At 68.8% G+C, this 26,139-nt stretch carries 21 protein-coding genes; 14 read left to right on the top strand and 7 right to left on the bottom strand.

The features are described from left to right. Positions 1-5: 5 nt before the first annotated feature. Both VG556_RS11545 and bioC read left to right on the top strand, forming a co-directional pair. Entirely contained in the window at positions 6-785 is a 780-nt protein-coding gene (locus VG556_RS11545) for an SDR family oxidoreductase (RefSeq protein WP_100450756.1), read from the top strand. Between the two features lie 12 nt (positions 786-797). Further along, positions 798-1,682 carry a malonyl-ACP O-methyltransferase BioC gene (gene bioC / locus VG556_RS11540; RefSeq protein ID WP_140230551.1) on the top strand — a complete coding sequence of 295 codons (885 nt, stop codon included), beginning with the start codon at positions 798-800 and terminating at the stop codon, positions 1,680-1,682. 76 nt (positions 1,683-1,758) lie between these two features. Here bioC and VG556_RS11535 read toward each other — a convergent pair whose 3' ends face one another. Together VG556_RS11535 and VG556_RS11530 are read right to left on the bottom strand one after the other, a co-directional pair. Beyond that, on the bottom strand, positions 1,759-2,403 hold the full coding sequence (locus VG556_RS11535; RefSeq protein WP_032957535.1) for a YdcF family protein: 645 nt from the start codon (positions 2,401-2,403) through the stop codon (positions 1,759-1,761). Further along, on the bottom strand, positions 2,388-3,350 hold the full coding sequence (locus VG556_RS11530; RefSeq protein WP_014648768.1) for a pyridoxal-phosphate dependent enzyme: 963 nt from the start codon (positions 3,348-3,350) through the stop codon (positions 2,388-2,390). Before VG556_RS11530 ends, VG556_RS11535 begins: the two co-directional genes overlap by 16 nt. A 160-nt stretch (positions 3,351-3,510) precedes the next feature. Here VG556_RS11530 and VG556_RS11525 point away from each other — a divergent pair, with 160 nt between their 5' ends. Together VG556_RS11525 and mnmG are read left to right on the top strand one after the other, a co-directional pair. Beyond that, positions 3,511-4,002: a hypothetical protein gene (locus tag VG556_RS11525; RefSeq protein ID WP_049403950.1), complete on the top strand. Its 492-nt coding sequence runs from the start codon at positions 3,511-3,513 to the stop codon at positions 4,000-4,002. 546 nt (positions 4,003-4,548) lie between these two features. Continuing rightward, positions 4,549-6,438 (top strand): tRNA uridine-5-carboxymethylaminomethyl(34) synthesis enzyme MnmG, encoded by a 1,890-nt coding sequence (gene mnmG, locus VG556_RS11520; protein ID WP_100450757.1) that lies wholly within the window; start codon positions 4,549-4,551, stop codon positions 6,436-6,438. Positions 6,439-6,664: 226 nt separating this feature from the next. On the opposite strand, the gene smeC is transcribed toward mnmG, so the two are convergent. Genes smeC through smeA form a run of 3 tightly spaced genes read right to left on the bottom strand, consistent with a single transcriptional unit; the run spans position 6,665 to position 12,435 of the window. Further along, positions 6,665-8,080 (bottom strand): multidrug efflux transporter outer membrane subunit SmeC, encoded by a 1,416-nt coding sequence (smeC, locus tag VG556_RS11515; protein ID WP_100450758.1) that lies wholly within the window; start codon positions 8,078-8,080, stop codon positions 6,665-6,667. Then, the gene (gene smeB, locus VG556_RS11510) at positions 8,077-11,226 is read right to left on the bottom strand and encodes a multidrug efflux RND transporter permease subunit SmeB (protein WP_100450759.1); all 3,150 of its coding nucleotides are present in this window, start codon (positions 11,224-11,226) and stop codon (positions 8,077-8,079) included. Before smeB ends, smeC begins: the two co-directional genes overlap by 4 nt. Positions 11,227-11,238: 12 nt before the next feature. Next, on the bottom strand, positions 11,239-12,435 hold the full coding sequence (gene smeA / locus VG556_RS11505; RefSeq protein WP_049403957.1) for a multidrug efflux RND transporter periplasmic adaptor subunit SmeA: 1,197 nt from the start codon (positions 12,433-12,435) through the stop codon (positions 11,239-11,241). Between the two features lie 128 nt (positions 12,436-12,563). Between smeA and baeS the strand changes: the two genes are divergently transcribed. The 10 genes from baeS (at position 12,564) to VG556_RS11455 (ending at position 23,137) form a co-directional block, all read left to right on the top strand. Further along, the gene (baeS, locus tag VG556_RS11500; RefSeq protein WP_100450760.1) at positions 12,564-13,955 is read left to right on the top strand and encodes a sensor histidine kinase efflux regulator BaeS; all 1,392 of its coding nucleotides are present in this window, start codon (positions 12,564-12,566) and stop codon (positions 13,953-13,955) included. Beyond that, positions 13,952-14,641, top strand: a complete 690-nt coding sequence (locus VG556_RS11495; RefSeq protein ID WP_014648775.1) for a response regulator — start codon at positions 13,952-13,954, stop codon at positions 14,639-14,641. Before baeS ends, VG556_RS11495 begins: the two co-directional genes overlap by 4 nt. A 135-nt stretch (positions 14,642-14,776) precedes the next feature. Beyond that, the gene (locus tag VG556_RS11490; RefSeq protein ID WP_100450761.1) at positions 14,777-15,598 is read left to right on the top strand and encodes a nucleotidyltransferase domain-containing protein; all 822 of its coding nucleotides are present in this window, start codon (positions 14,777-14,779) and stop codon (positions 15,596-15,598) included. A gap of 141 nt (positions 15,599-15,739) precedes the next feature. Continuing rightward, complete coding sequence (locus VG556_RS11485; RefSeq protein ID WP_014648777.1) at positions 15,740-16,270, top strand: gamma carbonic anhydrase family protein; 531 nt, start codon at positions 15,740-15,742, stop codon at positions 16,268-16,270. Positions 16,271-16,393: 123 nt separating this feature from the next. After that, complete coding sequence (locus tag VG556_RS11480; protein ID WP_049404933.1) at positions 16,394-17,083, top strand: RDD family protein; 690 nt, start codon at positions 16,394-16,396, stop codon at positions 17,081-17,083. Continuing rightward, the gene (locus VG556_RS11475; RefSeq protein WP_100450762.1) at positions 17,080-18,072 is read left to right on the top strand and encodes a stage II sporulation protein M; all 993 of its coding nucleotides are present in this window, start codon (positions 17,080-17,082) and stop codon (positions 18,070-18,072) included. The genes VG556_RS11480 and VG556_RS11475 overlap by 4 nt, the downstream gene beginning before the upstream one ends. Continuing rightward, entirely contained in the window at positions 18,062-19,678 is a 1,617-nt protein-coding gene (locus tag VG556_RS11470) for a DUF4129 domain-containing protein (protein WP_100450763.1), read from the top strand. Before VG556_RS11475 ends, VG556_RS11470 begins: the two co-directional genes overlap by 11 nt. Then, the gene (locus VG556_RS11465) at positions 19,675-20,859 is read left to right on the top strand and encodes a DUF4350 domain-containing protein (protein WP_100450764.1); all 1,185 of its coding nucleotides are present in this window, start codon (positions 19,675-19,677) and stop codon (positions 20,857-20,859) included. Before VG556_RS11470 ends, VG556_RS11465 begins: the two co-directional genes overlap by 4 nt. Beyond that, on the top strand, positions 20,856-21,842 hold the full coding sequence (locus VG556_RS11460; protein WP_014648782.1) for an AAA family ATPase: 987 nt from the start codon (positions 20,856-20,858) through the stop codon (positions 21,840-21,842). The genes VG556_RS11465 and VG556_RS11460 overlap by 4 nt, the downstream gene beginning before the upstream one ends. Beyond that, positions 21,839-23,137 (top strand): DUF58 domain-containing protein, encoded by a 1,299-nt coding sequence (locus VG556_RS11455; RefSeq protein ID WP_100450765.1) that lies wholly within the window; start codon positions 21,839-21,841, stop codon positions 23,135-23,137. Before VG556_RS11460 ends, VG556_RS11455 begins: the two co-directional genes overlap by 4 nt. Positions 23,138-24,300: 1,163 nt before the next feature. Here the strand turns inward: VG556_RS11455 and VG556_RS11450 are convergent. Together VG556_RS11450 and VG556_RS11445 are read right to left on the bottom strand one after the other, a co-directional pair. Beyond that, positions 24,301-24,960, bottom strand: a complete 660-nt coding sequence (locus VG556_RS11450; RefSeq protein ID WP_032957033.1) for a hypothetical protein — start codon at positions 24,958-24,960, stop codon at positions 24,301-24,303. Next, the gene (locus VG556_RS11445; protein ID WP_100450766.1) at positions 24,960-26,138 is read right to left on the bottom strand and encodes a glutathionylspermidine synthase family protein; all 1,179 of its coding nucleotides are present in this window, start codon (positions 26,136-26,138) and stop codon (positions 24,960-24,962) included. Before VG556_RS11445 ends, VG556_RS11450 begins: the two co-directional genes overlap by 1 nt. Between the last annotated feature and the right edge of the window lies 1 nt (position 26,139).

Below are 26,139 nucleotides of genomic sequence, written 5' to 3'. Positions count from 1 at the left end.
GATGCATGGATCTGGGTATCAACGGCCGCTGGGCACTGGTCTGCGGCGCAAGCAAGGGGCTGGGCCTGGGCTGCGCGCGTGCGCTGGTGCGCGAGGGCGTCAACGTAGTGATCGTGGCCCGTGGTGAGGCTGCGCTGCAGGCCGCCGCCGAAGCGCTGCGCGCCCTGCCCGGCGCCGCCGAAGTCCGCGTGGTCGCCGCCGACGTGACCACCGAGGCCGGTCGCTCCGCAGCGCTCGCCGCGTGCCCGCAGGTGGACATCCTGGTCACCAATGCCGGTGGCCCGCCGCCGGGCGACTTCCGCAGTTTCGAGCGCGACGACTGGATCGCCGCGCTGGACGCCAACATGCTGGCGCCGATCGCGCTGATCCGCGCGACCGTGGACGCGATGATCGCGCGTGGCTTCGGCCGCATCGTCAACATCACCTCGTCGGCGGTGAAGGCCCCGATCGACATCCTGGCGCTGTCCAACGGCGCGCGCAGCGGCCTGACCGGCTTCGTCGCCGGGCTGTCGCGCCGTACCGTGGCGCACAACGTCACCATCAACAACCTGCTGCCCGGCCAGTTCGACACCGACCGCCTGCGCGCCAACTTCGCCCACAGTGCGGGCAAGGACGGCAATGCTGCCGAAGTGGCCGAACGCCGCCGCCAGCAGATCCCGGCCGGCCGCTTCGGCACGGCGGATGAATTCGGCGCGGCCTGCGCCTTCCTGTGCACCGCACAGGCCGGTTACCTCACCGGGCAGAACCTGCTGATCGACGGCGGCGCCTACCCCGGTACGTTCTAAGAGACTTTCGCAATGCCGTCCCACTTCGATGCCCGCCATGTCCGCCGCGCGTTCGCCCGCGCCGCCAACAGCTACGACGCCGCCGCCGCCCTGCAGCGCGAGGTGCAGGCGCGGCTGGTGGAATCGCTGGACTACCTGGAGGCACGCAAGCCCGAGGTAGTGCTGGACATCGGCGCGGGTACCGGCCACGCCAGTGCGCTGATGAAGAAGCGCTGGCCGAAGGCGCAGGTGATCGCGCTGGACGTGGCGCTGCCGATGCTGGACCAGGCCAAGCGCCAGGCCGGCTGGTGGAAGCCGTTCCAGCGCCTGTGCGGCGACGCCGCCGCGCTGCCACTGGCCGACAACAGCGTGGACGTGATCTTCAGCAACCTGTGCCTGCAGTGGGTGGACGACCTGCCGGCGGTGTTCGCCGGGTTCCGTCGCGTGCTCAAGCCCGGCGGCCTGCTGCTGTGCTCCACCTTCGGCCCGGACACGCTGGTCGAACTCAACGAAGCGTTCGCAGCTGCCGATGACCGCCCGCACGTGAGCCGCTTCGCGCAGATCGCCCAGTTCGGCGATGCGCTGATGATGGCCGGTTTCCGCGACCCGGTGCTGGACCGCGATCTGTTCACCCTGACCTACGACGACCTGCCCTCGCTGATGCGCGAGCTGCGCGCGATGGGCGCGACCAATGCGCGGGTGGACCGCCGCCACACGCTGACCGGGCGTGGCCGCTTCGCCGCGGCGGCAGCGGCGTATGAACCGATGCGACGCGCCGACGGCAAGCTGCCCAGCAGCTGGGAAGTGATCTACGCCCACGCCTGGGCACCGGACCCGGGCGCACCGATCCGCGAAGGCGGGCATGACGTGGCCTCGGTGCCGGTGTCGGCGATCCCGATCCGGCGCAGGCAGACCTGATCGCCCGGTAGTGCCGGCCGCTGGCCGGCAACCTCACGTTTCCACGATGGGCGTCTGCCCAAATCAGGTTTCCGCCTCAGGTGTTGGCCGGCGAACTCAGCGGCGGCCGCACCAGGTCGCGGTGGAAGAAATAGATTTCCTGCACCAGGAAGCGCCAGCTGGTGTGGAAGCTGCGGAAGCGCGTGCTGGGCGTGGACGAGGCCAGCGCATCGATGCCCAGCGCCTTGCTCAGGCGCAGCGCGCGCGCCATGTGCAACGGGTCGCTGACGATGATCACCCGGTGCAGGTCGCGCTGGTCCATCAGCCGCTTGGCCTCGACCAGGTTCTGCACGGTGTTGCGCGAGGCGGTCTCGATCAGGATCGCATCGTCCGGCACGCCATGCTTGAGCGCATAGCGCCGCGCCACCTGCGATTCGGAAAAGCGCGCGCCGGTGCCACCGTAGCCGCCGGTGAAGATCAGCAGTGGCGCGTACCGGGCTTCATAGAGATCCAGGCCATGACGGATGCGTTCTTCGAATACCGGCGACGGCTTGGCGTCATAGGCCGCCGCACCGAGCACGATGATGGCGTCGGCCTTGGCTGCCTGGTCGCGCTCCCCCACCCAGACGATCCAGGCGGTCACGCCCAGCAGCCAGACCACCAGCAGCACGAACAGCCGCCACAGCCAGCCCAGCAGGCCGGTGCGGGGCCGGTGCCCGTCGCGGCTCAAGGCGCCCCCCAACGCAGCGCGGGCAGGTCGACATTGCCACCGGACAGCACCAGGCCCACCCGCAGGCCGGCGAACCGCTGCGGCTGTGCCAGCACCGCGGCCAGCACGGTGGCCGAGGACGGCTCGACCACCTGCTTGAGCACCTCCCACAGCAGGCGCATCGCGGCCATGGTGGCGGCGTCGTCGACCACGATCACCTCGACGCCGGCCGCGCGCAGCAGCGCGAAGTTGGGGGCGCCGATCAGGGTACGCAGGCCATCACAGATGGTGTCCGGGGTGAAAGCCCCCTGGCGCTCGCCTGCGGCCAGCGAGCGCGCGGTGTCGTCGGCACCGGCCGGTTCGGCCAGCACCAGCCGGGTCTGGGGACTGGCGAACTGCAGGGCCCGGGCGGTACCGCTGGCCAAGCCGCCCCCTCCGACTGGGACTACCAGCACGTCGAACGGACCGTCGCTGTGCAGCAGTTCCAGGGCCGCGGTGCCCTGCCCGGCCATCACCGCCGGGTCCGCATAGGGATGGACCAGGGTCGCGCCGGTATCAGCCTGTACTTTGGCGCAGGCGGCCTCGCGGTCGGCGATGGTCGGCGGGCAGCGCCAGAGCGTGGCACCGTGGCGGGCGATGTTGGCCAGCTTGGCCGCCACCGCACCTTCGGGCACCACCACGTGGCAGGGAATGCCACGGGTGCGCGCGGCCAGGGCCAGGGCAGCGCCGTGGTTGCCGGACGAATGGGTGACCACGCCGGCACGGGCGCGATCGGCATCCAGCGACCACACCGCGTTGCAGGCCCCGCGGAACTTGAATGCGCCGCCGCGCTGCAGGTGCTCGGCCTTGAACGCCAGCTGCGCGCCGGCCAGCGCATCAAGCGTGCGCGAGCGCAGCACCGGGGTCACGCTGGCGTGCGGCGCGATCCGCGCAGCAGCAGCCAGGACATCGTCGGCACGGGGCAACAGTGAATCGCTCATGACGCAAGATTAACGTATGGCCCCACGCTGGCGACCCCGGCACAGGTCATGCCAGCATGAGGGCCTTCACCTCCATTCATCCTGGGCAGTGAAGTTAAGGGCCGATTCAACGCCTGCGCACGAAGCTGACTGCACAACCCGTCCTCTGGGGGGACCCACCATGAAAACGCGCCTGATGCTTGCCGGTGGCCTGTTGCTGGCCCTGACCGGCTGCACCACCTACGACTATGTCGGCGGTGGCCGCAGCGGCAGCTACTACCACGGTGCGCCGTCGGTGGAGTACCGCTACCCGGCCGGCTATCCCTACAACTACGGCTACCCTTACTACGGCGGCTATGGCGGCTACTACGGCGGCTATGGCAATCCGTACTACTCGCGCCCGATCTACCGCCCGCCGCACAACCACCGTCCGCCACCGCGCCCGCCCGGCAACGGTGGCGAGAACCGTCCGCCGCCGCCGCCGCGGCCGTCGTACAACGGCGGTTCGCCGTGGCGGAACATGGACTCGATGCGTCGCCCGCCGCAGTCGAACATCCAGCCGTCGGCGCCGCCACCGCCGGCCCGTCCGGCCCCGGCGCCGAGCGCGCCGAGGATGAACGGTTCCCCGTGGCGCAACATGGATCGTGGGACGCAGCGCACAGTTGAGCGCTGAACCGTCTTGCATTTCACCCGGTCCAGGTTGCACTCTACGGAACCGGTGACGGCCCGCGTCACAAAGTGACAAAAACGAGACGGGCCGCCGCAAAAATCTCTACGTCGATATCCGACAGGAACATCTGGATCCCCCCTGTTCCGGCCCTGTCGGATGTCGGCACCTCTGAAGACAGACGGCCCCGCACTGCGGGGCCGTCTGTTTTGCCGGGTCGCCAACCGGAGAGAGCCCCAGCGTCGGTAGATCCACGCCATGCGTGGTCGGGCCTTTCCCGGCAATCCCAAAAAAACAGGGCCGGACAGTCCCCCGACTGCCGGCCCTCTGCTCCCCCACCGTGCGCCTGTACCGGCCCCTGTTCCAATTCCGGTCACGGGCGCCTGCGGCGCCAGCCACGGTGGGTGCTATTGGGTTATCTGCAAAAATCCTGCCAACTTTAGGGCTGATTTCGACGCCGGCCGGCCGGCACCGACGCCGCGGCCCCGAATGGCGCTAAAATCGCCACCCCGGCGCCGCCCCGGCCGCGCCCGCCCCCAGCTGAACAGCCCCATGAACCCGTCCTTCCATCGTTACGACGTCATCGTCATCGGCGGTGGCCACGCCGGCACCGAAGCCGCGCTGGCCGCGGCCCGTACCGGCGTGCGCACCCTGCTGCTGACCCACAACATCGAAACGGTGGGCGCGATGAGCTGCAACCCGGCCATCGGAGGCATCGGCAAGGGCCACCTGGTCAAGGAAATCGACGCCCTCGGTGGTGCGATGGCGCATGCCGCGGACCGTGCCGGCATCCAGTGGCGCACCCTCAACGCCTCCAAGGGCCCGGCCGTGCGCGCCACCCGCTGCCAGGCCGACCGCAACCTGTACCGCATGGCGATCCGCGCCATCGTTGAAGGCCAGGCCAACCTGACCGTGTTCCAGGCGGCCGTCGATGACCTGGTCATCAACGGCGACGCCGTGCGCGGGGTCATCACCCAGACCGGCCTGCGCTTCGATGCCGAGGCCGTGGTGCTGACCGCCGGCACCTTCCTGGCCGGCAAGATCCATGTCGGCCCGACTCAGTACGCCGCCGGCCGCATGGGCGACCCGCCGGCCACCACGCTGGCCGCGCGCCTGCGCGAGCGCCCGTTCCAGGTGGACCGCCTGAAGACCGGCACGCCGCCGCGCATCGACGGCCGCTCGCTGGACTACAGCGTGATGGATGAGCAGCCCGGCGACTCGCCGCGCCCGGTGATGTCCTTCCTGGGTTCGGTGGACGAGCATCCGCAGCAGGTCAGCTGCTGGATCACCCACACCACCGAACAGACCCACCAGATCATCCGCGACGCGCTGCACCGCTCGCCGCTGTACAGCGGCCAGATCGAAGGCATCGGCCCGCGCTACTGCCCGTCCATCGAGGACAAGGTGGTGCGCTTCGCCGAGAAGGCCAGCCACCAGATCTTCGTCGAACCCGAAGGCCTGGGCATCGTCGAGATCTACCCCAACGGCATCTCCACCTCGCTGCCGTTCGACGTGCAGCTGGAGATGGTGCGCAGCATCCGCGGCTTCGGCAACGCGCACATCACCCGCCCCGGCTACGCGATCGAGTACGACTTCTTCGATCCACGCGGGTTGAAGGCTTCGCTGGAAACCAAGCTGGTCAACGGCCTGTTCTTCGCCGGCCAGATCAACGGCACCACCGGCTATGAAGAAGCCGCCGCGCAGGGCCTGCTGGCCGGCCTCAACGCCGCACGCCAGGTGCGTGGGCTGGACGGCTGGTGCCCGCGTCGCGACGAGGCCTACCTGGGCGTGCTGGTGGATGACCTGATCACCCACGGTACCAACGAGCCGTACCGCATGTTCACCAGCCGCGCCGAGTACCGCCTGCAGCTGCGCGAGGACAATGCCGACCAGCGCCTGACCCCGGCCGGCCGCGAGATGGGCCTGGTGGATGACCAGCGCTGGAGCGCGTTCGAGACCAAGCAGGCCGCCGTCGCCGCCGAGCGCGCGCGCCTGGGCGCGCTGTGGGCGACCCCGGCCAATGCGCTGGGCCGCGAAGTGCAGGACACGCTGGGCGTGGCGGTCAGCCGCGAAACCAACGTGCTGGACCTGATCAAGCGCCCCGAGCTGGATTACGCGCAGCTGATGCAGGTGCCGTCGCTGGGCCCGGCCGTGGCCGACGCCAAGGTGGCCGAGCAGGTGGAGATCGGCGTGAAGTACGCCGGCTACCTGGACCGCCAGCGCGAGGAGATCGAGCGCCAGCAGCGGCATGAAGCCACGCCGATCGCTGAAGCCTTCGACTACGCCACGGTGCGCGGGCTGTCGGCCGAAGCCCTGCAGAAGCTGGAACGCGTGCGTCCGCAGACCATCGGCCAGGCGCAGCGCATCCCGGGCATGACCCCGGCGGCAATCTCGCTGCTGCTGGTGCACCTGGAGCGTGCACGCCGCGGCCGCGTGGCGTAGGCAGCACCGTCCGCTTCTGGTGGGTGCCGACCTTGGTCGGCACATGAATCTGCCTTGGTGGGTGCCGACCTTGGTCGGCACATGGGTCTGCCTTGGTGGGTGCCGACCTTGGTCGGCACATGTGTCTGCCTTGGTGGGTGCCGACCTTGGTCGGCACGAATCATCAGATCGCGACACTCCATGCTTCCGTGCCGACCAAGGTCGGCACCTACCAGAGCAGGGCGCGTTACCGTGCGTCTGCGCCACCGCCCAGCACCTTGAACAGCGTCACCCGGTTTCCCGCTTCCTGCTGCTGCAGCGCGATCAGGTCCTGCTGCGCGGCAAACAGGCTGCGCTGCGCATCCAGCGCCTGCAGATAGCCGTCCAGCCCGGTGCGATAGCGCGCCTCGGCCAGCGTGTAGCTGCGCTGGCTGGCGGCGACCAGTGCCCGTTGTGCCTCCACCTGCGCGGCCAGGTGATCGCGCGTGGCCAGGGCATCGGCCACTTCACTGAAGGCCTGCTGGATCGCCTTCTCGTACTGAGCGATGCCGATGTCCTTGCCAATCTTCGAGGCATCCAGTGAGGCCTTCAACGCACCGGCGTGGAAGATCGGCGCCGTGATGCTGGGCGCGAACGACCAGCCGCGGGTGCCGGCCGAGAACAGCGTCGACAACGCGGTGGAGCTGTGGCCGTAGTTGGCAGTCAGCGTCAGCGTCGGGAAGAACGCGGCGCGCGCGGCGCCGATATCGGCGTTGGCCGCCTGCAACGCGTGTTCGGCGGACAGCACGTCCGGACGCTGCAGCAGCACGCTCGAGGGCAGGTTGGAAGGCAACGGCGCCAGCGCCACGGTGCCGTCCAGTGCCTGTGCGCTGGGCAGCAATGCCGCGTCCAGCGGAGCACCCACCAGTAACTGCAGCGCATCACAATCCTGCGCCTGCTGGGTCTGCAGCCGGGCCAGCGCAGCGCGCGCGGCGTCCACACTGGTCTGCACCTGCGACAGGTCCAGGCCCGAGGCCAGGCCTTGTGCATGGCGGGCCTCGGTGCGCTGCAGGGTCTGCTGCTGACTGTCCAGCGTCTGCCGGGTGAACGCCAGCGACTGCTCGTCGGCCGCCAGCGCCAGCCAGGCCGTGGCCACTTCGGCGACCAGGCTGGTGCGCGCCGCACGCTGGTTCTCGGCACTGGCCAGCCAGTTCTGCAGCGCCTCGTTCTTCAGGCTGCGGATGCGCCCGAACAGGTCCAGTTCCCAGCTGCTGATGCCGACCTGCACGTTATCGGATTCGGTCACCTGGCTGACGCCGATCTCGCTGTTGGCATCACTCACCCGCGAGCGGGTGATGCTGCCGCTGGCATCCACCGACGGCAGCAGCGCCGCGCGCTGGATGCGGTACTGCGCGCGTTCCTTCTCCACCTGCAGCACCGCCACGCGCAGGTCGCGGTTGTTCTGCAGTGCCAGCGCGATGACCTGCTGCAGGCGCGGCTCCAGGAACACCTCGCGCCAGGCCGGCATCGCCAGTGCTGGCCCGGTCTCGCCGGTGGCGGCATTGGCGAACTGTGCCGGCACCGGCGCCTCGGGGCGCTGGTAGTGCGGGGCCATGCTCACGCAGCCGCCCAGCACGGTGGTCATCGTTGCGGCCGCCAGCGCGCGCAGCAGCATCGGCTTCATGGGCGTGCCTCCGGGGCAGTGGCGTCGGCCGGCGCGCGGCCCGGGAACAGGCGGCGCACCAGCAGGTAGAACAACGGCACGAAGAACATGCCCAGCACCATCGAGGCGACCGTGCCGCCGGCCACGCCGGTACCCAGCGAACGGCGCGCGGCCGAACCGGCGCCGGTGGCGAACACCAGCGGCAGCACACCCATCAGGAATGCCAGCGAGGTCATCACGATCGGTCGCAGCCGCAGGTAGACCGCCTGCAGGATCGCGTCGCGGGTGCTCCTGCCCTGCTGCTCGAGGATGCGCGCGAACTCGACGATCAGGATGCCGTTCTTCGCTGCCAGGCCAATCGTGGTCAGCAGGCCGACCTGGAAGTACACGTCGTTGTTGAGGCCACGCAGGTTCATCATCAGCACGGCGCCGAACACGCCCACCGGCACTGCCAGCATCACCGCGAACGGTACCGCCCAGCTTTCATACAGCGCGGCCAGGCACAGGAACACGAACAGCAGCGAGATGGCATACAGCATCGGCGCCTGGTTCCCCGACAGCTGTTCCTGGTAGGCCATGTCCGACCAGGCATGGCTGAAGCCTTCCGGCAGCGTGTCGGCCAGGCGTGCGATCTCGGCCATCGCCTCGCCGGAACTGACGCCCGGTGCCGGCTGGCCGGTGATCTCCATCGCCGAGACGCCGTTGTAGCGCTGCAGCGCGGCCGGCGCACTGGTCCAGTGCGCGCTGACCAGCGACGACAGCGGTACCATCTGCCCGGCCTGGTTGCGCACGCTCCAGCGCTCGATGTCCTGCGGCTGCATGCGGGCTTCGGCCGTGCCCTGGATGAACACCTTCTTGATGCGGCCCTTGTAGATGAAGTTGTTGACGAAGTCGCCACCCAGCGCGGCGTTCAAGGTGTCATTGATGTCCTGCGGATTCACGCCCATCGCCTGCGCCTTGGCGTCGTCCACCTTCACCGCGTACACCGGCGCGTCTTCCAGGCTGGCGTAGCGCACGTTGACCAGCTTCGGATCCTTGGCAGCCTCCTTCAGCAGCGTGTTGCGCGCGGCCACGGCGGCGGCATGGCCGGCACCGCCTTCGTCCTGCAGTTCCAGGGTGAAGCCACCGGCATCGCCGAGGCCGAGGATGGCCGGTGGCGAGGTGATGAACACCTGCGCATCGGGCACGCTGGCCATGGCCGCGGTCAAGCGCGCGGCGATGGTATCGGCATCGTCCTTGCGGTCGTCCCAATCCTTCAGCCGGATGAAGGCCTGGCCGACGTTCTGGCCACTGCCGCTGACACTGAAACCTGCGGTGGCCTGGATTGACAGTACGCTGTCGTCCTTCACCGCGGCGGCGCTCAGGCGATCCATCACGGCACGGGTCTGCTCCAGGGTGGACCCGGCGGGCAGCTTCACCAGCGCGTTGAGCATGCCCTGGTCTTCATCGGGCAGGAACGCGCCCGGCAGGTGCCACAACAACAGGCCGGTGGCCACGCTCAGCACCAGGTAGAACAGTACGCCCAGCGTGCGCCGGCCGAGGAAGCGGTCGACGCGATGGCGCAGTCGGTTGGAGGTGCGCTCGAAGCGATGGTTGAACCAGATGAAGAACTTGCCCAGCAGGCCCGGCTCGCCAGCGTGGTCGCCATGCGGATGGCCGCCCTTGGGAATCTGGTGCAGGATGCTGCCGCACAGCGCCGGGGTGATGGTCATCGCCACCAGCACCGACAGGATCATCGCAGCGGCGATCGTCACCGAGAACTGGCGATAGATCACGCCGGTGACACCGCTGAAGAACGCCATCGGCAGGAACACCGCGGTCAGCACCAGCACGATGCCGACCAGCGCGCCGGTGATCTGGCCCATCGCCTTCAACGTGGCTGGCTTCGGTGCCAGCCCTTCGAAGGTCATCACCCGCTCCACGTTCTCCACCACCACGATGGCGTCGTCCACCAGCAGGCCGATGGCCAGCACCAGCGCGAACATGGTCAGCGTATTGATCGAATAGCCGAAGGCGGCCAGCACGCCGAAGGTGCCCAGCAGCACCACCGGCACCGCGATGGTCGGGATCAGCGTGGCCCGCCAGTTCTGCAGGAACAGGTACATCACCAGCACGACCAGCGCGATCGCCTCGATCAGGGTGATCACCACTTCCTTCAGCGAGATGGTCACGAACGGCGTGGTGGTGAACGCCACGTGGTAGGTGTAGCCATGCGGCCAGTACTTCTGCAGCTGCTGCAGCCGTGCCTCGACGGCCTTGGAGACGGCGATGGCGTTGGCACCGGCGTTGAGCTCGATGCCCAGCGAGGCCGACGGCTTGCCGTTGAACGTGCTGATGCTGTCATAGCTTTCCGGGCCCAGGCCGATCGTCGCCACGTCGCCCAGGTGCACCACGCTGCCATTGGCATCGGCCTTGAGCACCACCTGCGCGAACTGCTCGGGCGTGTGCAGGCGGCTGCGCGCGGTCACGGTCGCGTCCAGCTGCTGGCCCTTCAGCGCCGGCTGGCCACCGAGTTCACCGGCCGACACGTCGGTGTTCTGCGCCTGCAGTGCGGTTTCGATGTCCGACGGCATCAGCGCGTACTGGCGCATCTTTTCCGGGTCCAGCCAGATACGCATGGCGTATTCCTGGCCGATCGGCTGGATGTTGCCGACACCGCTGACGCGGCTGATCTGGTCGTCGATGCGCGCTTCCATGAAGTTGGCGACATCGAAGTTGTCCATGCTGCCGTCTTCGCTGGTGAACGACAGCACCTCGAAGATCGAACCACTGGACTTGGTGATGGTCAGGCCGTTCTGCTGCACCGCCTGCGGCAGCGTGGCCATCGCGGCCTGCAGCTGGTTCTGCACCTGCACCTGCGCGGTGTCCGGGTTGGTGCCGGTGGCGAACACCAGGTTGACCTGCGCCGAGCCATCGGAAGCACTGGTCGAGGTCATGTACATCAGGTGGTCCAGGCTCTGCTGGGACTGCTCGATGACCTGGGTGACCGCGTTTTCCACGGTCTGCGACGAGGAGCCGGTGTAGGTGGCGCGGATGGTGATGGTGGGCGGGGCAATCTGCGGGTAGCGGTCCACCGGCAGGATCAGGATCGCGAGCAGGCCGAGCAGGCTGACCGCGATGGCGATCACCCAGGCAAAGATCGGCCGGTCGATGAAGAAACGAACCATGCGCGGCAGGCCTCAGTGCGACTTTTCGTCGGTGTTGCCGTTCGGGTCGACCGCCGGCATCGCCGCCAGCTGCGCCGTGGTGGCCGCCACCGCCTTCACCTGCTGGCCCAGCGCTACCGCACTGCCGTTGCTGACGATCACCCGCTCGCCAGCCTTCAGGCCCTGCGTGATCTGCCACTGGTTGCCCACCACCTGGCCGGTACTGACCCGCCGCTCAACCACGCGATCCTTTGCGTCGAGCAGGCGCAGCAGCGGCTCGCCACGTTCATTGCGCAGCACCGCCTTCTGCGGCACCAGCAGGGCACGCGCATCGGTGGCCATCGGCAACACCGCCTTCAGGTACATGCCCGGCAGAAGCAGGCCCTCCGGGTTCGGAATGACCGCGCGCAGCACCACGTTGCCGGTGCCTGGATCGACTGCGCTGCCGACGAACTCCAGCGTGCCCTCATGGGCATAGGTGCTGCCGTCCTCCAGCAGCACCTTCACCTGGGCCTTGCCATCGATGGCCTTCACCAGGCCGGCGTCGAGCTGCTTGCGCAGCGCCAGCATCTGCGTGCTGGACTGGGTCACATCCAGATAGACCGGGTCCAGCCGTTGAATGGTCGCCAGCGCCGCGTCCTGGCCGGCGGCGACCAGCGCGCCGGCGGTGACGCTGGAGGTACCGATGCGGCCGTCGATCGGTGCGGTCACCCGGGTGTAGTCCAGGTTGATGCGGGCGGCCTGCAATGCCGCGCGCGCGGCAATCACGTTGGCCTGGGCCTGCTTCAGTGCCGAGGTGGCATCGTCGGCGTCCTGCTTGCTGGCCGCGTCCATGCCCAGCAGCGTGCGGGTGCGCTCGGCCTTCGGCTGCGCCGAAAGCACAGCGGCCTCGGCCTGCGCCAGCTGGCCACGCGCGGTATCGAAGGCGGCCTGGTACGGCGCCGGATCGACCTGGTACAGCAGCTGCCCGGCCTTGACCTGCTGGCCTTCGGTGAACAACCGCTGGCGGATCAGCCCACCGATCTGCGGCCGCACCTCGGACACCTCGAACGGCACCGCCCGGCCGGGCAGGGTCTGCTGCAGTGCCAGCGGTTGCGCCCGGGCGGTGATGACGCCGACTTCGGGGGTGGCCGGGGCCTCGGTCCTGCCCGCCGAGCAGGCCGCCAGGGCCAGCAGCAGGGGCAACAACAACGCACGGGGGGAGCGGAACAGCGGACGCAGGAGTGACATGGGGGGCGTGGGGGCCTTTCGTTGACCCGTGCACGCTGCCGTGAAAGTGTGCAGAGAATATGGAGATTGTGCGACCGGCTCAGCGGGCGCTTGCTTTCGGCGCCGCATGCGCCGCTAATGGCCCGGCGATGGCGAAGATTCGATTCAAATTCGGCCTGACCGCGAAGACCTTCCTCGCGATCTTCACCGCCTGCCTGCTGGTGCTGGCAGTGAACGGCATTGCCAGCCGCGTGGCGTTCCAGACCGGCTTCCTGGACTACCTCAACGACCAGGGCGACCTGCGCATGCAGCGCGTGATGCCACACCTGCAGCGCGAGTACCGCACGCACGGCGGCTGGGAGCATCTGCGCGGCGACAGTGACCGCTGGGCGCGGCTGCTGCGCCCGGACCTGGGCCATGGGCACGAGGGGCCCGTGCCGCCGCTGTCCGACCAGACCGGCGTTCCCTCGCGGCTGGGCCTGTTCGACGCGCAGCATCGGTTCGTGGCCGGCAACCCGGACGCGATCAGCGACGACGAGCCGCATCCGGTGCAGCTGGACGGGCACACCGTCGGCTGGCTGGGCATGGTGCCGTTCCAGACCGTCATCGCCACCAACGACCTGAATTTCTACAACACCCAGATGCGCGCATGGTGGGTGATCGGCATCTCACTGCTGCTGGTGACCGTAGTGCTGGCCTGGCTGGTGTCGCGCGCGCTGCGCCAGCGCCTGGCCAAGCTGGCCGCCGCCACCCACCGGCTCGCCGCCGGCGACTACGCCACCCGCATCGAGCGCACCAGCGATGACGAGCTGGATGCACTGGTCAACGACTTCAACCGGATGGCGCAGGCGCTGGACGACACCGAGCGCAACCGCCGCGCCTTCATCGCCGACATCTCGCACGAACTGCGCACGCCGCTGGCGGTGGTGCGCGCCGAACTGGAGGCGATCGAGGACGGCATCCGCCCGCTGGACCGCGCCAACCTGGGTGCCCTGCAGGGCGAGATCCGCCAGCTGGGCAAGTTGATCGACGACCTGCACGACCTGTCGATGACCCAGTCCGGCGGCCTGGCCTACCGCTTCGCACCGCTGGACCTGGTGGCGCTGCTGCGTAGCGAGCTCAATGGCATGCGCGTGCGCTTCTCCACGGCGGGGCTGGCACTGGAAGAAGCGCTGCCCGCCACACCGCTGCAGGTGTCCGGTGACGAGCGCCGCCTGCAGCAGGTGCTGGCCAACCTGCTGGAAAATGCGCTGCGCTATACCCATGTCGGCGGCCGCGTGCGCGTGCAGGCTGCGCGCGTGCCCGCCGGCGTGCAGCTGATCGTGGAAGACACCGCGCCGGGCGTACCGGCCGACAAGTGCGCGCTGCTGTTCGAGCGCTTCTACCGGGTGGAGAGTTCGCGCAACCGCGCCAGCGGCGGCAGCGGGCTGGGCCTGGCCATCAGCCACAACATCATCCTCGCCCACCACGGCCATATCCACGCCGATCCCTCGCCGCTGGGCGGGCTGCGCGTGGTCGTCACACTGCCGGAGTCCGCATGAGCCTGTCCCCCGCCGCGTCCGCGAAGATCCTGATCGTCGAGGATGAGCCACGCCTGGCCTCGGTGCTGCGTGACTACCTGGCCGCCGCCGGCATGACCAGCGAATGGGTGGACGATGGCGGCCAGGTGATCGACGCGTTCGCCCGCTACCAGCCCGACCTGGTGCTGCTGGACCTGATGCTGCCGCAACGCGATGGCGTGGACCTGTGCCGCGAACTGCGCGCCGGCAGCGACGTACCGGTGATCATGGTCACCGCGCGGGTGGAAGAGATCGACCGCCTGCTGGGCCTGGACATCGGTGCCGACGACTACATCTGCAAGCCGTTCAGTCCGCGCGAGGTGGTGGCGCGGGTGGTGGCAGTGCTGCGCCGTTACCGCCCGGACCCCGCTGCACGCGCCAACAGCGGGCTGCATATCGACGAACCGGCGGCACGCGCCACCTGGAACGGCAAGGGCCTGGACCTGACGCCGGTGGAATACCGCCTGCTGCGCACCCTGCTGGCCACGCCCGGCCGGATCTGGGCGCGCGATGAGCTGCTCGACCGCCTCTACCTGGACCACCGCGTGGTGGTCGACCGCACCGTCGACAGCCATGTGCGCAACCTGCGCCGCAAGCTGGCCGACGCCGGCATGGAAGGCGAACCGATCCGTTCGGTGTACGGCATGGGCTACAGCTACGAACCCTAGCCGGTAGTGCCGGCCGCTGGCCGGCAACCGCAGAATTCCAGGTGCGCCCATTGAGGTTGCCGGCCAGCGGCCGGCACTACCCGTGCGCAACTGCGCTACAGTCGAGCACGCTCGACATCAACGGATCACGACTGCATGGACGACATCCACCCGATCGCGCCGGACAAGCGCGCCGCCATTCTTTCCAGCCTCGCCGACATCGAACAGCGACACGACGTGCGCGTTCTGCTGGCGTGCGAGTCCGGCAGCCGTGGCTGGGGCTTCTCTTCGCCGGACAGCGATTACGATGCACGCTTCATCTACGTGCATCGCCAGCCGTGGTATCTCACCGTCAACGAGAGCACCGGCCCCGGCGATGCGCAGCGGGACGTGATCGAGCTGCCGATCGACGATGAGCTCGATGTCAGCGGCTGGGACCTGCGCAAGGCATTGCGCCTGGTTTCAAAATCCAATCCGACACTGATTGAATGGCTGCGCTCGCCGATCATCTACCAGCAGGATCACACCGCAGTGTCGCAGCTTTGGAAGGCAGCTGAGTCGTTCTATTCACCACTGGGCACGTGGTGGCACTACTTCAACATGGCGCGCTCGAACCATCGCGGTTACCTGCGTGGCGAAACGGTACGCACGAAGAAGTACCTGTACGTGCTGCGCCCACTGCTGGCCTGCCAGTGGATCGAGCACGAACAGACCCCCCCGCCGATGGCCTTCGAGGACCTGCTGGACCGGCTGCTGACGCACGGCCCGGTGCGTGAAGCCATCGATGCCCTGCTGGCCGTTAAACGCGCCAGTGCCGAGGTCAGTGCCGGGCCACGCATCGCGGCGATCAGCGATTTCATCGATCGTGAACTGGCCATCCGGACTGCGCAGGCGCCGCAGCTGCCCGCTGGACACGGTGATGCGGCGTGGCTGGATGAGCTGTTCCGGCAGATGCTGGGCGAGCACGCGCCGATCTGAGCGGCTGCACCTGACTCGGGTAGTGCCGGCCGCTGGCCGGCAACCGCAGAATTCCAGGTACGCCCATGACGTTGCCGGCCAGCGGCCGGCACTACCACGCAGGTATCATCGCGGTGAACGCCCTGATTTCCGGAGACACCGATGAACCCGCTGCGCCCCTTCCGCGACAAGATGCCCGTCCTCGGCCAGCGCGTGTACATCGATCCGGCCTGCACCCTCATCGGTGACGTGGAACTGGCCGAGGACGTGTCGGTGTGGCCGGGTACGATCATCCGCGGCGACGTCAATTACGTCCGCATCGGTGCGCGCACCAATGTGCAGGACGGCACCATCATCCACGTCAGCCACCACAGCCCGTACAACAAGGCCGGCTACCCGACCCTGATCGGCGAAGGCGTGACCGTCGGCCACGGCTGCATCATCCACGCCTGCACCATCGGTGATTACAGCCTGATCGGCATGGGCGCCTGCATCCTCGATGGCGCCCGTGTGGAACGCCATGGCTTCGTCGGTGCCGGAGCGGTGGTCGGCCCGGGCAAGGTGGTCGGTGAAGGTGAGCTCTGGGTGGGCAACCCGGCCCGCCCGGCGCGCACGCTGAGCGACAAGGAGATCGAGTCGCTGCACTATTCGGCCGACCACTACGTGCGGCTGAAGGACGAATACCTGGGCTGAACGGCCAACGCCGCCATGCGGCTCTGCTAAAGTCTGGGCCCGACCAGGACCTGTCGAGACCCCCATGCCTGTGGCTGCCTGCCGGAGAGGACTCCGCCGCCCACAACGAAGGCCATCGCACTGATGGCCGCACCGATGCTCGATACCTACCGCGAGGTGGTGACGCCGGAGGGTGTGCCGCTGCAGTTGCCGGCGGCCGGCCCGGTGCCCCGGGCGATGGCCTGGCTGATCGATCTGGGCGTGCGCATCGCGGTGCTGGTGCTGATGTCGATTCCGCTGGCACTGCTGGATTCGTTCGGCTCCGGGCTCGGCCTGGTGCTGATGTTCCTGGTCTACTGGGCCTACCCGATCGTCTGCGAAGCGCGGTGGGGCCGCACCCTGGGCAAGCGCGCACTGGGCCTGCGCGTGCTCGCGCGCGATGGCGCGCCGGTGGGCTGGATGGCCGCCATCACCCGCAACCTGCTGCGCACCGTGGACATGCTGCCGTTCGGCTATGCACTGGGCCTGATCAGCAGCCTGTTCGATTCCCACGGCCGCCGCCTCGGCGACCTGGTGGCCGGTACCGTGGTGGTGCATGCACCGGTGCTGTACCTGCCGCCTCCGCCCACCATCGACAGCGTGCTGGCCCCGCCGCAGCCGCTGCGACCGGAAGAACAGGCGGCGCTGATGGCCTTCGCCGAGCGCGCGCCGCGGCTGTCGGCGGCACGCCAGCAGGAACTGGCCGGCATTGCCGAGCCATTGACCGGCACCCACGGCCAGGTCGGCGTGCTGCGCCTGTATGCCATGGCCAACTGGCTGCTGGGGCGGCGATGAAGCAGGAACAGTTCGTCGCCCGCTACCAGCAGGAATGGCAGGACCTGGAACACTGGCTGCTGCTGCGCGCCGGTGCTTCGCGCCGCACGCGGCGCAAGGCCAGCGCGCTCGCGCTGGACGATACCGCCTTCCCGCAGCGCTACCGGCGCCTGTGCCAGCAGCTGGCGCTGGCCCGCGAGCGCGGCTACAGCCCGCAGCTGGTGCAGCGCCTGCAGCAGTTGATGCAGCAGGGCCACAGCGTGCTGTACCGCACGCCGCCGACGCGCTGGCGCGGTGCGCTGGAATTCCTGGTGGCCGACTTCCCGTTGCTGGTGCGCAGCCAGGCGCGCAGCATGTGGGTGGCGCTGGCGATGTTCGCGCTGCCGGCGCTGGCCTGCTTCGTGCTGGTGCAGGTCTATCCGGACCTGATCCACATGGTGATGGACAACCGCCAGATCGCCGAGATGGAGCGCATGTACGATCCGGCCGCCGAGCGCCTGGGACGCGACAGCGGCACCGACTGGATGATGTTCGGCCACTACATCCTCAACAACATCAGCATCGCCCTGCGTACCTTCGCCAGCGGCCTGCTGGCCGGCTTGGGCACGCTGCTGGTGCTGCTGTTCAACGGCGTGATCATCGGTTCGGTGGCGGGCCACCTGCAGCACATCGGCCATGGTGATCCGTTCTGGCGCTTCGTCGCAGGCCATGGTGCCTTCGAGCTGACCGCGATCGTGATCGCCGGCGGTGCCGGTCTGCAGCTGGGCATGAAACTGCTGGCACCCGGCCGGCGCAGCCGCCTGGAGGCACTGGTCGAGGGCGGCCGCATCGGTGCGCGCCTGTGCCTGGGCGTGGCGTTCATGCTGCTGGTGGCCGCGTTCATCGAAGCCTTCTGGTCGTCGATTGCCGACGTGCCGGCGTGGGGCAAGTTCAGCGTGGCCGGCATGCTGTGGGCCGGCGTGCTGCTGTGGCTGTGGCGCGGCGGACGCGGAGGCGGCCATGCGCATTGACCACCTGGACGTGGTGCTGCGCGCGCGCAGCGGCTGGGAAGCAATGGAGCTGGGCAGTGCCCTGTCGCGCCGCCACGCACGCGCGGTATGGGGCAGCTGGCTGCTGGCCAGTGCGCCGCTGTTCGTGGTCTTCAACGCGCTGGGTTGGTGGCTGGATGCATTCGGCTGGGCGTGGCTGGCGATGTGGTGGTGCAAGCCGCTGTTCGAACGGGCGCCGCTGTACGTGCTGTCGCGTGGCATCTTCGGCGAGCCGGTCGGTACGCTGGCGGCCCTGCGCGCGCAACACAGCTGGGGCAATGCAGGTTTCTGGGGCTACCTGGGCTGGCGCCGTTTCAGCGTGCTGCGCAGCCTGTGCCTGCCGGTGAACCTGCTGGAGGGCAATGCGCCGGCCCAGCGCGGTGCACGCCGCCGCGCTGTGGCCGCTGGTGCGGCGGGTGCCGCCGCCGTGCTGACCGTGGCCTGCATGGCGTTTGAAGCGGTGCTGGTGTCCGGTGCGATCGGCGCGGTGTTCATGTTCATGCCGCTGGAGCTGATGTCCGAATCATGGCGTGCCGCGTGGGACATGATCGGCCAGGACACACCCGCCTGGGCGCGGGCCGGCTTCAACCTGGCGTGCTGGCTGGCCTCGGTGCTGATCGGTCCGTTCTACGTCGGCGCCGGCTTCGGCCTTTACTTGAACCGGCGCACGCAGATGGAAGCGTGGGACGTGGAGATCGCCCTGCGCCGCCTGCGCGAGCGGCTGCTGCCGGCGGCATCCACGCTGGCCCTGCTGCTGTGCCTTGCCCTGCCGCTGGCCTACGCGCCAGTGCATGCGCAGGACGCGCAGACGGCCGCAGAACAGGCAGACGATGCCGGAGAGGACGAGGACAGCGCGGAGGAACCGGCCACTGCGGCGAACGATCCGGCCAATGCACCGGCCATGATCTTCGGTGCAGCGCCAGTGGACACCGCCGGCTTCCGCCAGGCGGTGAACCGCGCCTATGAAGATCCGCTGCAGCGCCCGACCCGCCAGGTCACGCGCTGGAAGCCGATCGAGCAGGCCGAGGAAAAAAAGAAGGAAGACAAGCAGCTGCAGCGTGACACCAACAGCAAGGGTGAACGCAAAACGCGCAAGGACGGCATCGCCTGGCTGGCACGCCTGGCCGAGTGGGGCCTGTGGGGCCTGCTGGGCGTCCTGCTGCTGGTGCTGCTGCTGACCGCACGGCTGTGGCTGCCGTGGCTGCGCGGCAGTGGCCGGCGCAAGGCCGAGGCCGCACCGGAGGTAGTGGAAGAACCGGTGGAACTGCCGGTCGTGCTGCCGCCGGACGTGGCCACCCAGGCCGGCCTGCTGTGGGACCAGGGGCGGCCGCGGCAGGCGCTGGCCCTGCTGTACCGCGCCAGCGTGCGCACGGTGGGCGAGCGCAGCGGCATCGCGCTTCCGCCCGGTGCTACCGAAGCGCAATGCCTGCGCGCGTCGCGGCGCATGCCCGATGCCACCGACCGTGACCTGTTCGCGCGCATCGTGCGCATGTGGCAGTACGCCGCCTACGGTGGCCGCCTGCCCAGCCGCGCCGATTTCGATGCATTGGCCGATACCCTGCGCCGGCAGTACAGGTGGCTGGCATGAGTCCGCGCCTGTTCTGGTCGCTGCTGCTGGGCGCGCTGGTGCTGTTCGGCGTGCCGCTGACGATCCTTTACCTGCGCACGCACGAACGCGTGACCGAGACCGTGCAGCTGCCGCCGCAGGGCGAAGCTGGCTACAACCCGCTGTACGTGCTGGGCCAGGCCCTGCGTGCCGATGGCATCGAGGTGCACTCGCGGCCGCGGCTGGACCTGCAGCAGATGGCGCTGGGCCCGCACGATACGGTGGTGCTGCTGCAGGACAGCAGCGAGCTGCCGGCGCCCGCGGCCAGGGCCCTGCTGGCCTGGGTTGATGGTGGTGGCCATCTGCTGGTGCGTACGCCGCCGCCAGCCGAGGACGACGCCAGCAGCACGCAGGGCCCCCTGCTGGACCAGCTGGGCGTGGACAGCCTGTATCAGCAGAGCGACTGCCAGCCATTCCACGTCATCGATGATCCCAGCCACGTCGAGTTCTGCGGCGGCCGTCGCTTCACGCTGGGCTTTGCCGCCAATGCGCGGGCCGAACGGCGCTGGGGCAACGAGCACAGCCTGGTGTTCGCACGCCTGCACCATGGCCAGGGCAAGGTGAGCGTGCTGGCCGACATGGAATTCATGCGCGGCGAGGTGGATTCGCCGGCGGCACGCCTGGCGTCGGCCGCGGGCAAGGCCAGTGATGGCCTGCACGATCTCTCGCACCGCGACCTGACCCGTTACCTGCTCGACCCGAATTACGGCAAGGGTGCGTTCTGGCTGGTCTATGCCAGCCGCCCGCCGTCACTGTGGGCGCGCCTGTTCTACCAGGGCTGGCCGCTGTGGGCGCCGCTGCTGCTGGCCCTGCTGGGCTGGTTGTGGGCCCGCTCGCAGCGCTTCGGCAGCCTGCTGCCGTCGCCGGTGCTGGAACGCCGCTCGCTGCTGGAGCACGTGCGTGCCAGTGGCGAGCTGCTGCTGCGCTTCGGCCACGGCACGCGCCTGTACGACGCCGTGTTCGCCCTGTTCCTGCATCGCCTGCGCCTGCGCGCACCAGTAGCCGCTGCACTGGACGGTGCGCCGCGCGATCAGGCCATCGCCGAGCTGCTGAAATGGCCGCAAGGCCGTATTGCCAGCGCGCTCACGCCCCCGCCACCGCACGATTCCTCCGCCCTGCGCGAGCGCATCCGCTTGCTGCTCCAGATGAGATCCCTGCTATGACCGAAGTCCCCGAGCTGCCGGCGGCCGCCAACGCCCGCCTGATCGAACGCGTCGATGCCATCCGCACCGCCGTTGGACACGCCTTCATCGGCCAGGCCGATGTACTGGACCAGATCCTGGTGGCGCTGCTGGCCGGTGGCCACGTGCTGATCGAAGGCGTGCCCGGTCTGGGCAAGACCCTGCTGGTGCGTGCACTGGCACAGGCCCTGGAGCTGGACTACGGGCGCGTGCAGTTCACCCCCGACCTGATGCCCAGCGACGTCAGTGGCCACGCGGTGTACGACCCCAAGAGCGAGAGCTTCAAGATCCGTCGCGGCCCGGTGTTCACCAACCTGCTGCTGGCCGACGAGATCAACCGTGCCCCGGCCAAGACCCAGTCGGCCCTGCTGGAAGTGATGCAGGAAGGCCAGGTGACCATCGAAGGCAAGGCCTTCACCCTGGCGCCGCCGTTCATGGCGCTGGCTACGCAGAACCCGCTGGAACAGGAAGGCACCTACCCGTTGCCGGAAGCACAGCTGGACCGCTTCCTGCTGAAGGTGCTGATCGACTACCCGCAGCTGGAGGACGAGAAGCGCATGGTGACCGCGATCACCAGTGGCCGTGCCGCCAGCGATTTCGACCTGAGCCAGGTGCCGCGTGTATTGGGGGCCGGCGAGCTGCTGGAACTGCAGCGCGCGACCGCGGCGATCACCGTCGATGACGAAGTGATCGACTACGCGGTGCGGATTGTGGCGGCCACGAGGCAGTGGCCGGGCATCGCGGTCGGCGCTGGCCCCCGCGGCAGCATCGCGCTGGTGCGTGCCTCGCGCGCGCAGGCGGTGCTGGCCGGCCGTGACTTCGTCACGCCGGACGACGTGCGCGACATTGCGCGCCCGGCGCTGCGCCACCGCATTGCACTGGCCCCGGAGCTGCAGATCGAAGGCCAGGACGCCGACGACGTGCTGGGCGCGCTGCTGGCCAAGGTGGAAGCACCGCGCCGATGAGACCGGCCCCGCTGCTGCTGGCGCTGCTGCTGGCCTGGGCTGCCCTGGGCGGCCTGGTGCTGGGCGGGTGGCTGCCGCGCTGGAGCTGGGCGCTGGCAGCCGTCGTCATCGCGCTGCCCGCCTTGTGGGATCTGTGGCGGCAGTCGCGGCGTCCGTCGCCGCAGGTACAGCGCGAGCTGCCCGAAGCGCTGGCGCTGGGCGTGCGCCGCGAGGCGGCGCTGCGCCTGCAGGCCGAGCAATCGATGACGGTGCAGGTGTTCGACCTGGTGCCCGGCGGCTGGCCGCTGGAAGCGCTGCCGCAGCGCGTGCGCCTGCAGGCCGGTACGGCGTCCACCCTGCACTACCACCTGCAGCCGCTGCAGCGTGGGCACTTCCGCTTCGAGGGGGTGCACCTGCGCATGCGTTCGCCGTGGCGCCTGTGGTGGCAGCAACGCACGCTGCCGCCGGCGCTGGAGGTGCGGGTCTATCCGAACTTCGTGCCGCTCACCCGCTTCGCATTGTTCAGTGCCGACCAGGCCTCGCGGCTGGTCGGTGCGCACGTGAAGCGCCGCCGTGGCGAAGGCACCGATTTCCATCAGATGCGCGAGTACCGCATCGGCGACAGCCTGCGCCAGCTGGACTGGAAGGCCACCGCACGTGCATGCAAGCTGATCTCGCGGGAGTACCAGGACGAGAAGAACCAGCAGCTGCTGCTGATGCTGGACAGTGGCCGGCGCATGCTGGCCAGCGAAGGCGGGCTCTCGCACTTCGACCATGCCTTGAACGCCTCGCTGGTGGTGGCTTACCTGGCGCTGCGCCAGGGCGACGCTGCCGGCCTGTACGCTGCCGGTGGCGAACGCCGCTGGGTGGCACCGCAGCGCGGCATGGGTACGGTCGAGCACCTGCTGCGCGCCAGCTACGACCTGCAGCCACGCGCGGTGGCCACCGATTACCTGGCCGCCGCCACCGAGGTGTCGCTGCGCCAGCGCCGGCGTGCGCTGGTGATGCTGGTCAGCAACGTGCGCGATGAGGACATCGAAGACCTGCTGGCGGCAGTGCGCCTGCTGCAGCGGCGCCACCTGGTGTGCGTGGCCAGCCTGCGCGAACGCGAGCTGGACGGCGCACTGGAAGGCGAGGTGCAGACACTGGAAGACGCCACCCAGGCCGGTGCCGCCGCGCTGTACCTGCAGCAACGCGCGAAGGCGCATGAGGCCCTGCGCAGCGAAAAGGTGATGGTGCTGGACGTGACCGCCGATGCCCTGCCCGGCGCGCTGGTGGAACGCTATCTGGCGGTGAAGCGCGAAGGGTTGCTCTGATACCCGCGATCGCTCTGGTAGGTGCCAACCTTGGTTGGCACGGAATCCACAGCGCCGACCAAGGTCGGCATCTACCAAAACCGGTTGCCGGCCAGCGGCCGGCACTACCCCCTGCAACAACCGATGCATCGCCCTGGTAGGTGCCAACCTTGGTTGGCACGAACCCACAGCGCCGACCATGGTCGGCATCTACCAAAACCGGTTGCCGGCCAGCGGCCGGCACTACCCCTGCAACAACCGATGCATCGCCCTGGTAGGTGCCAACCTTGGTTGGCACGAAATCCACAGCGCCGACCGAGGTCGGCATCTACCAAAACCGGTTACCGGCCAGCGGCCGGCACTACCCCCTGCAACAACCGCCGCATCGCCCTGGTAGGTGCCAACCTTGGTTGGCCCGCCCACAGCGCCGACCAAGGTCGGCATCTACCAACGGCGGTTACCGGCCAGCGGCCGGCACTACCCCTGCGGCAACCGATGCATCGCCCTGGTAGGTGCCAACCTTGGTTGGCACGAACCCACAGCGCCGACCGAGGTCGGCATCTACCAAAACCGGTTGCCGGCCAGCGGCCGGCACTACCCCTGCGGCAACCGATGCATCGCCCTGGTAGGTGCCAACCTTGGTTGGCACGAATCCACAGCGCCGACCGAGGTCGGCATCTACCAAAACCGGTTGCCGGCCAGCGGCCGGCGCTACCCCCTGCAACAACCGCCGCATCGCCTTGGTAGGTGCCAACCTTGGTTGGCACGAAATTCACAGCGCCGACCAAGGTCGGCATCTACCAAAACCGGTTACCGGCCAGCGGCCGGCACTACCCCTGCGGCAACCGATGCATCGCCCTGGTAGGTGCCAACCTTGGTTGGCACGAAATCCACAGCGCCGACCAAGGTCGGCATCTACCAACGGCGGTCACCGGCCAGCGGCCGGCACTACCCCTGCGGCAACCGATGCATCGCCCTGGTAGGTGCCAACCTTGGTTAACACGAACCCACAGCGCCGACCATGGTCGGCATCTACCAAACACAGTCACCGGCCAGCGGCCGGCACTACCCCCTGCAACAACCGATGCATCGCCCTGGTAGGTGCCAACCTTGGTTGGCACGAAATCCACAGCGCCGACCAGGGTCGGCATCTACCAAAACCGGTTGCCGGCCAGCGGCCGGCACTACCCCTGCAGCAACCGACGTTGCAACCGCTCCACCGCACGCTGCAGCAGCACCCGGTTGCGGCCCAGCTTCATCCACTGCGGCAGGCGCGAGAACATCGAACCGTTGGTAACGCCCGCGCGCTCGCGCAGAGGCGCGGCAGCGTAGTCGTGCAGTGCCTGCAGATGGGCTTCGTTGTAGGCCCACAGCACGCCGGCCGCGGTCTTTTCGACCAGCCGCAGCGGCAAGCCAAAATGCGGATCGATCGCCTCATTGCCACGCCATCGCGACAACGTGACCTCCACCTCGCTGCTGCGTCCGCACTGACTGCAGTCCGCCGCCAGCGTCCGCAACGGCGACACTGCACGCGCACGGTGCAGCTCGGCGCGGACCCATTTGTGCCCGCAGTATCCGCAGGGACGATAGCCGCTGTAGCGCACGGGCCCGACCCAGTCGCCCGCGGCACAGCAACCGCAGCCGCATCCACTGTCGAGGGCTGCGCTGCAGCCCAGGCAGCGGAAACGTCGCGATTCCGGCGTCCGCACCACCCAGCCGGGCGTATCGCAGCGGTGGCAGCGCACCGCGATGCGGTCCGAATAGCGCCACAGGGCGTGGCCGTCATCCAGATGCCGGCCCGGCAGCGGCGCAGGCCGCAGGTCGCGATTGCGCCGCACCGTCATCAGACGTAGATCCGCGTCGGCGCCTCGTCGACGATCGCGTGCGGCACGAAGCGCGCACTGTCGCGGGTGATCGCGCTGTCATCCTCGCGGATGCCGATGCCGCAGGCATGGTCACCGATCACCCAACTGCCGATCAGCGGATAGCCGCCTTCGAAGCGGGTGAGAGGATGCGCACGCTGGATGATCGCCGGGCCGTCGTAGGGCCCGTCGCTGCGCTGGGTGCTGCCATCGGCCAGGTGCATCTCGATGTTGGCGCCTTCGCGCGAGAACAGCGGTTTGCGTACCCAGCCCGACGCCAGCGTGCTGCCGTCATCGAAATGCGCTTCCAGCAGGTTCGGATGGCCCACGTTGCGCTGCCACAGCAGCGGCAGGATGCCCTTGTTGCTCAGCACCGCCTTCCAGGCCGGTTCCAGCAGCTGCACGCCCGAACCGGGCAGCGCGCGGCCGAATTCCTCGGCCATCAGGTCTTCCAGCGGATACAGCTTGAACAGCGTGCCGATCACCGAATCGTCCAGCGCGGTGAAGCGGCCGTCCTCGGACAGGCCGATGTCCTCGATGGCGATGGCCTGCCCGAACAGGCCGGCCTGGGATGCGCAGTCACGCAAGTACTCGACCGTGCCACGGTCTTCCTCCGAACTGCCGACCGCGCTGAAGTACAGCGGCGGCGGCAGCTGCGTGGCGAGGTCGCCGAAACGCTCGACCAGCGCTTCGTGGATCGCGTTGAACTGGTCGGCATGCTGCGGCAGGCGGCCGGCATTGCGCTGGTCTTCCAGCCACTGCCACTGGAAGAAGCTGGCTTCGAACAGCGAGGTCGGCGTGTCGTAGTTCAATTCGTACAGCTTGGCCGGACCGGTACCGTCGTAGGCCAGGTCCAGGCGGCCATAGAGGTGCGGCTGGCGCTGGCGCCAGCTGTCGGCGATCCAGTCGCGGTAGTGCGACGGAATCGCCAGCTGGTCCATCAAGCGTTCGCTGCCGATGACATCACCGACCAGATCCAGCGCCATCTGGTGCAGCTCGGCGCTGGGGTCTTCGATGTCCTGTTCGATCTGGCGCAGGGTGAAGGCGTAATACGCGCTTTCATCCCAGTACGGCTGGCCGTCGATGGTGTGGAAGCGGAAACCCGCCTCTTCCGCGCGCGCCCGCCACTGGGCACGCTCGGCAATCCGGATGCGCTGCATG

It is taken from the genome of Stenotrophomonas sp. CASM106 (assembly GCF_049384825.1).
GTDB classification, from domain to species: domain Bacteria; phylum Pseudomonadota; class Gammaproteobacteria; order Xanthomonadales; family Xanthomonadaceae; genus Stenotrophomonas; species Stenotrophomonas muris.
Note: the sequence above shows the minus strand (reverse complement) of the source record. Positions and strands in the feature narration are given on the sequence as shown.

Bases quoted from the DNA above. Each gene is read 5' to 3' on its own strand.
- VG556_RS11545 (WP_100450756.1), top strand. From the start codon at position 6: ATGGATCTGGGTATCAACGGCCGCTGGGCACTGGTCTGCGGCGCAAGC.
- bioC (WP_140230551.1), top strand. From the start codon at position 798: ATGCCGTCCCACTTCGATGCCCGCCATGTCCGCCGCGCGTTCGCCCGC.
- VG556_RS11530 (WP_014648768.1), bottom strand. From the start codon at position 3,350: ATGAGCGATTCACTGTTGCCCCGTGCCGACGATGTCCTGGCTGCTGCT.
- VG556_RS11525 (WP_049403950.1), top strand. From the start codon at position 3,511: ATGAAAACGCGCCTGATGCTTGCCGGTGGCCTGTTGCTGGCCCTGACC.
- mnmG (WP_100450757.1), top strand. From the start codon at position 4,549: ATGAACCCGTCCTTCCATCGTTACGACGTCATCGTCATCGGCGGTGGC.
- smeC (WP_100450758.1), bottom strand. From the start codon at position 8,080: ATGAAGCCGATGCTGCTGCGCGCGCTGGCGGCCGCAACGATGACCACC.
- smeB (WP_100450759.1), bottom strand. From the start codon at position 11,226: ATGGTTCGTTTCTTCATCGACCGGCCGATCTTTGCCTGGGTGATCGCC.
- smeA (WP_049403957.1), bottom strand. From the start codon at position 12,435: ATGTCACTCCTGCGTCCGCTGTTCCGCTCCCCCCGTGCGTTGTTGTTG.
- baeS (WP_100450760.1), top strand. From the start codon at position 12,564: ATGGCGAAGATTCGATTCAAATTCGGCCTGACCGCGAAGACCTTCCTC.
- VG556_RS11495 (WP_014648775.1), top strand. From the start codon at position 13,952: ATGAGCCTGTCCCCCGCCGCGTCCGCGAAGATCCTGATCGTCGAGGAT.
- VG556_RS11490 (WP_100450761.1), top strand. From the start codon at position 14,777: ATGGACGACATCCACCCGATCGCGCCGGACAAGCGCGCCGCCATTCTT.
- VG556_RS11485 (WP_014648777.1), top strand. From the start codon at position 15,740: ATGAACCCGCTGCGCCCCTTCCGCGACAAGATGCCCGTCCTCGGCCAG.
- VG556_RS11480 (WP_049404933.1), top strand. From the start codon at position 16,394: ATGGCCGCACCGATGCTCGATACCTACCGCGAGGTGGTGACGCCGGAG.
- VG556_RS11475 (WP_100450762.1), top strand. From the start codon at position 17,080: ATGAAGCAGGAACAGTTCGTCGCCCGCTACCAGCAGGAATGGCAGGAC.
- VG556_RS11470 (WP_100450763.1), top strand. From the start codon at position 18,062: ATGCGCATTGACCACCTGGACGTGGTGCTGCGCGCGCGCAGCGGCTGG.
- VG556_RS11465 (WP_100450764.1), top strand. From the start codon at position 19,675: ATGAGTCCGCGCCTGTTCTGGTCGCTGCTGCTGGGCGCGCTGGTGCTG.
- VG556_RS11460 (WP_014648782.1), top strand. From the start codon at position 20,856: ATGACCGAAGTCCCCGAGCTGCCGGCGGCCGCCAACGCCCGCCTGATC.
- VG556_RS11455 (WP_100450765.1), top strand. From the start codon at position 21,839: ATGAGACCGGCCCCGCTGCTGCTGGCGCTGCTGCTGGCCTGGGCTGCC.
- VG556_RS11450 (WP_032957033.1), bottom strand. From the start codon at position 24,960: ATGACGGTGCGGCGCAATCGCGACCTGCGGCCTGCGCCGCTGCCGGGC.
- VG556_RS11445 (WP_100450766.1), bottom strand. From the start codon at position 26,138: ATGCAGCGCATCCGGATTGCCGAGCGTGCCCAGTGGCGGGCGCGCGCG.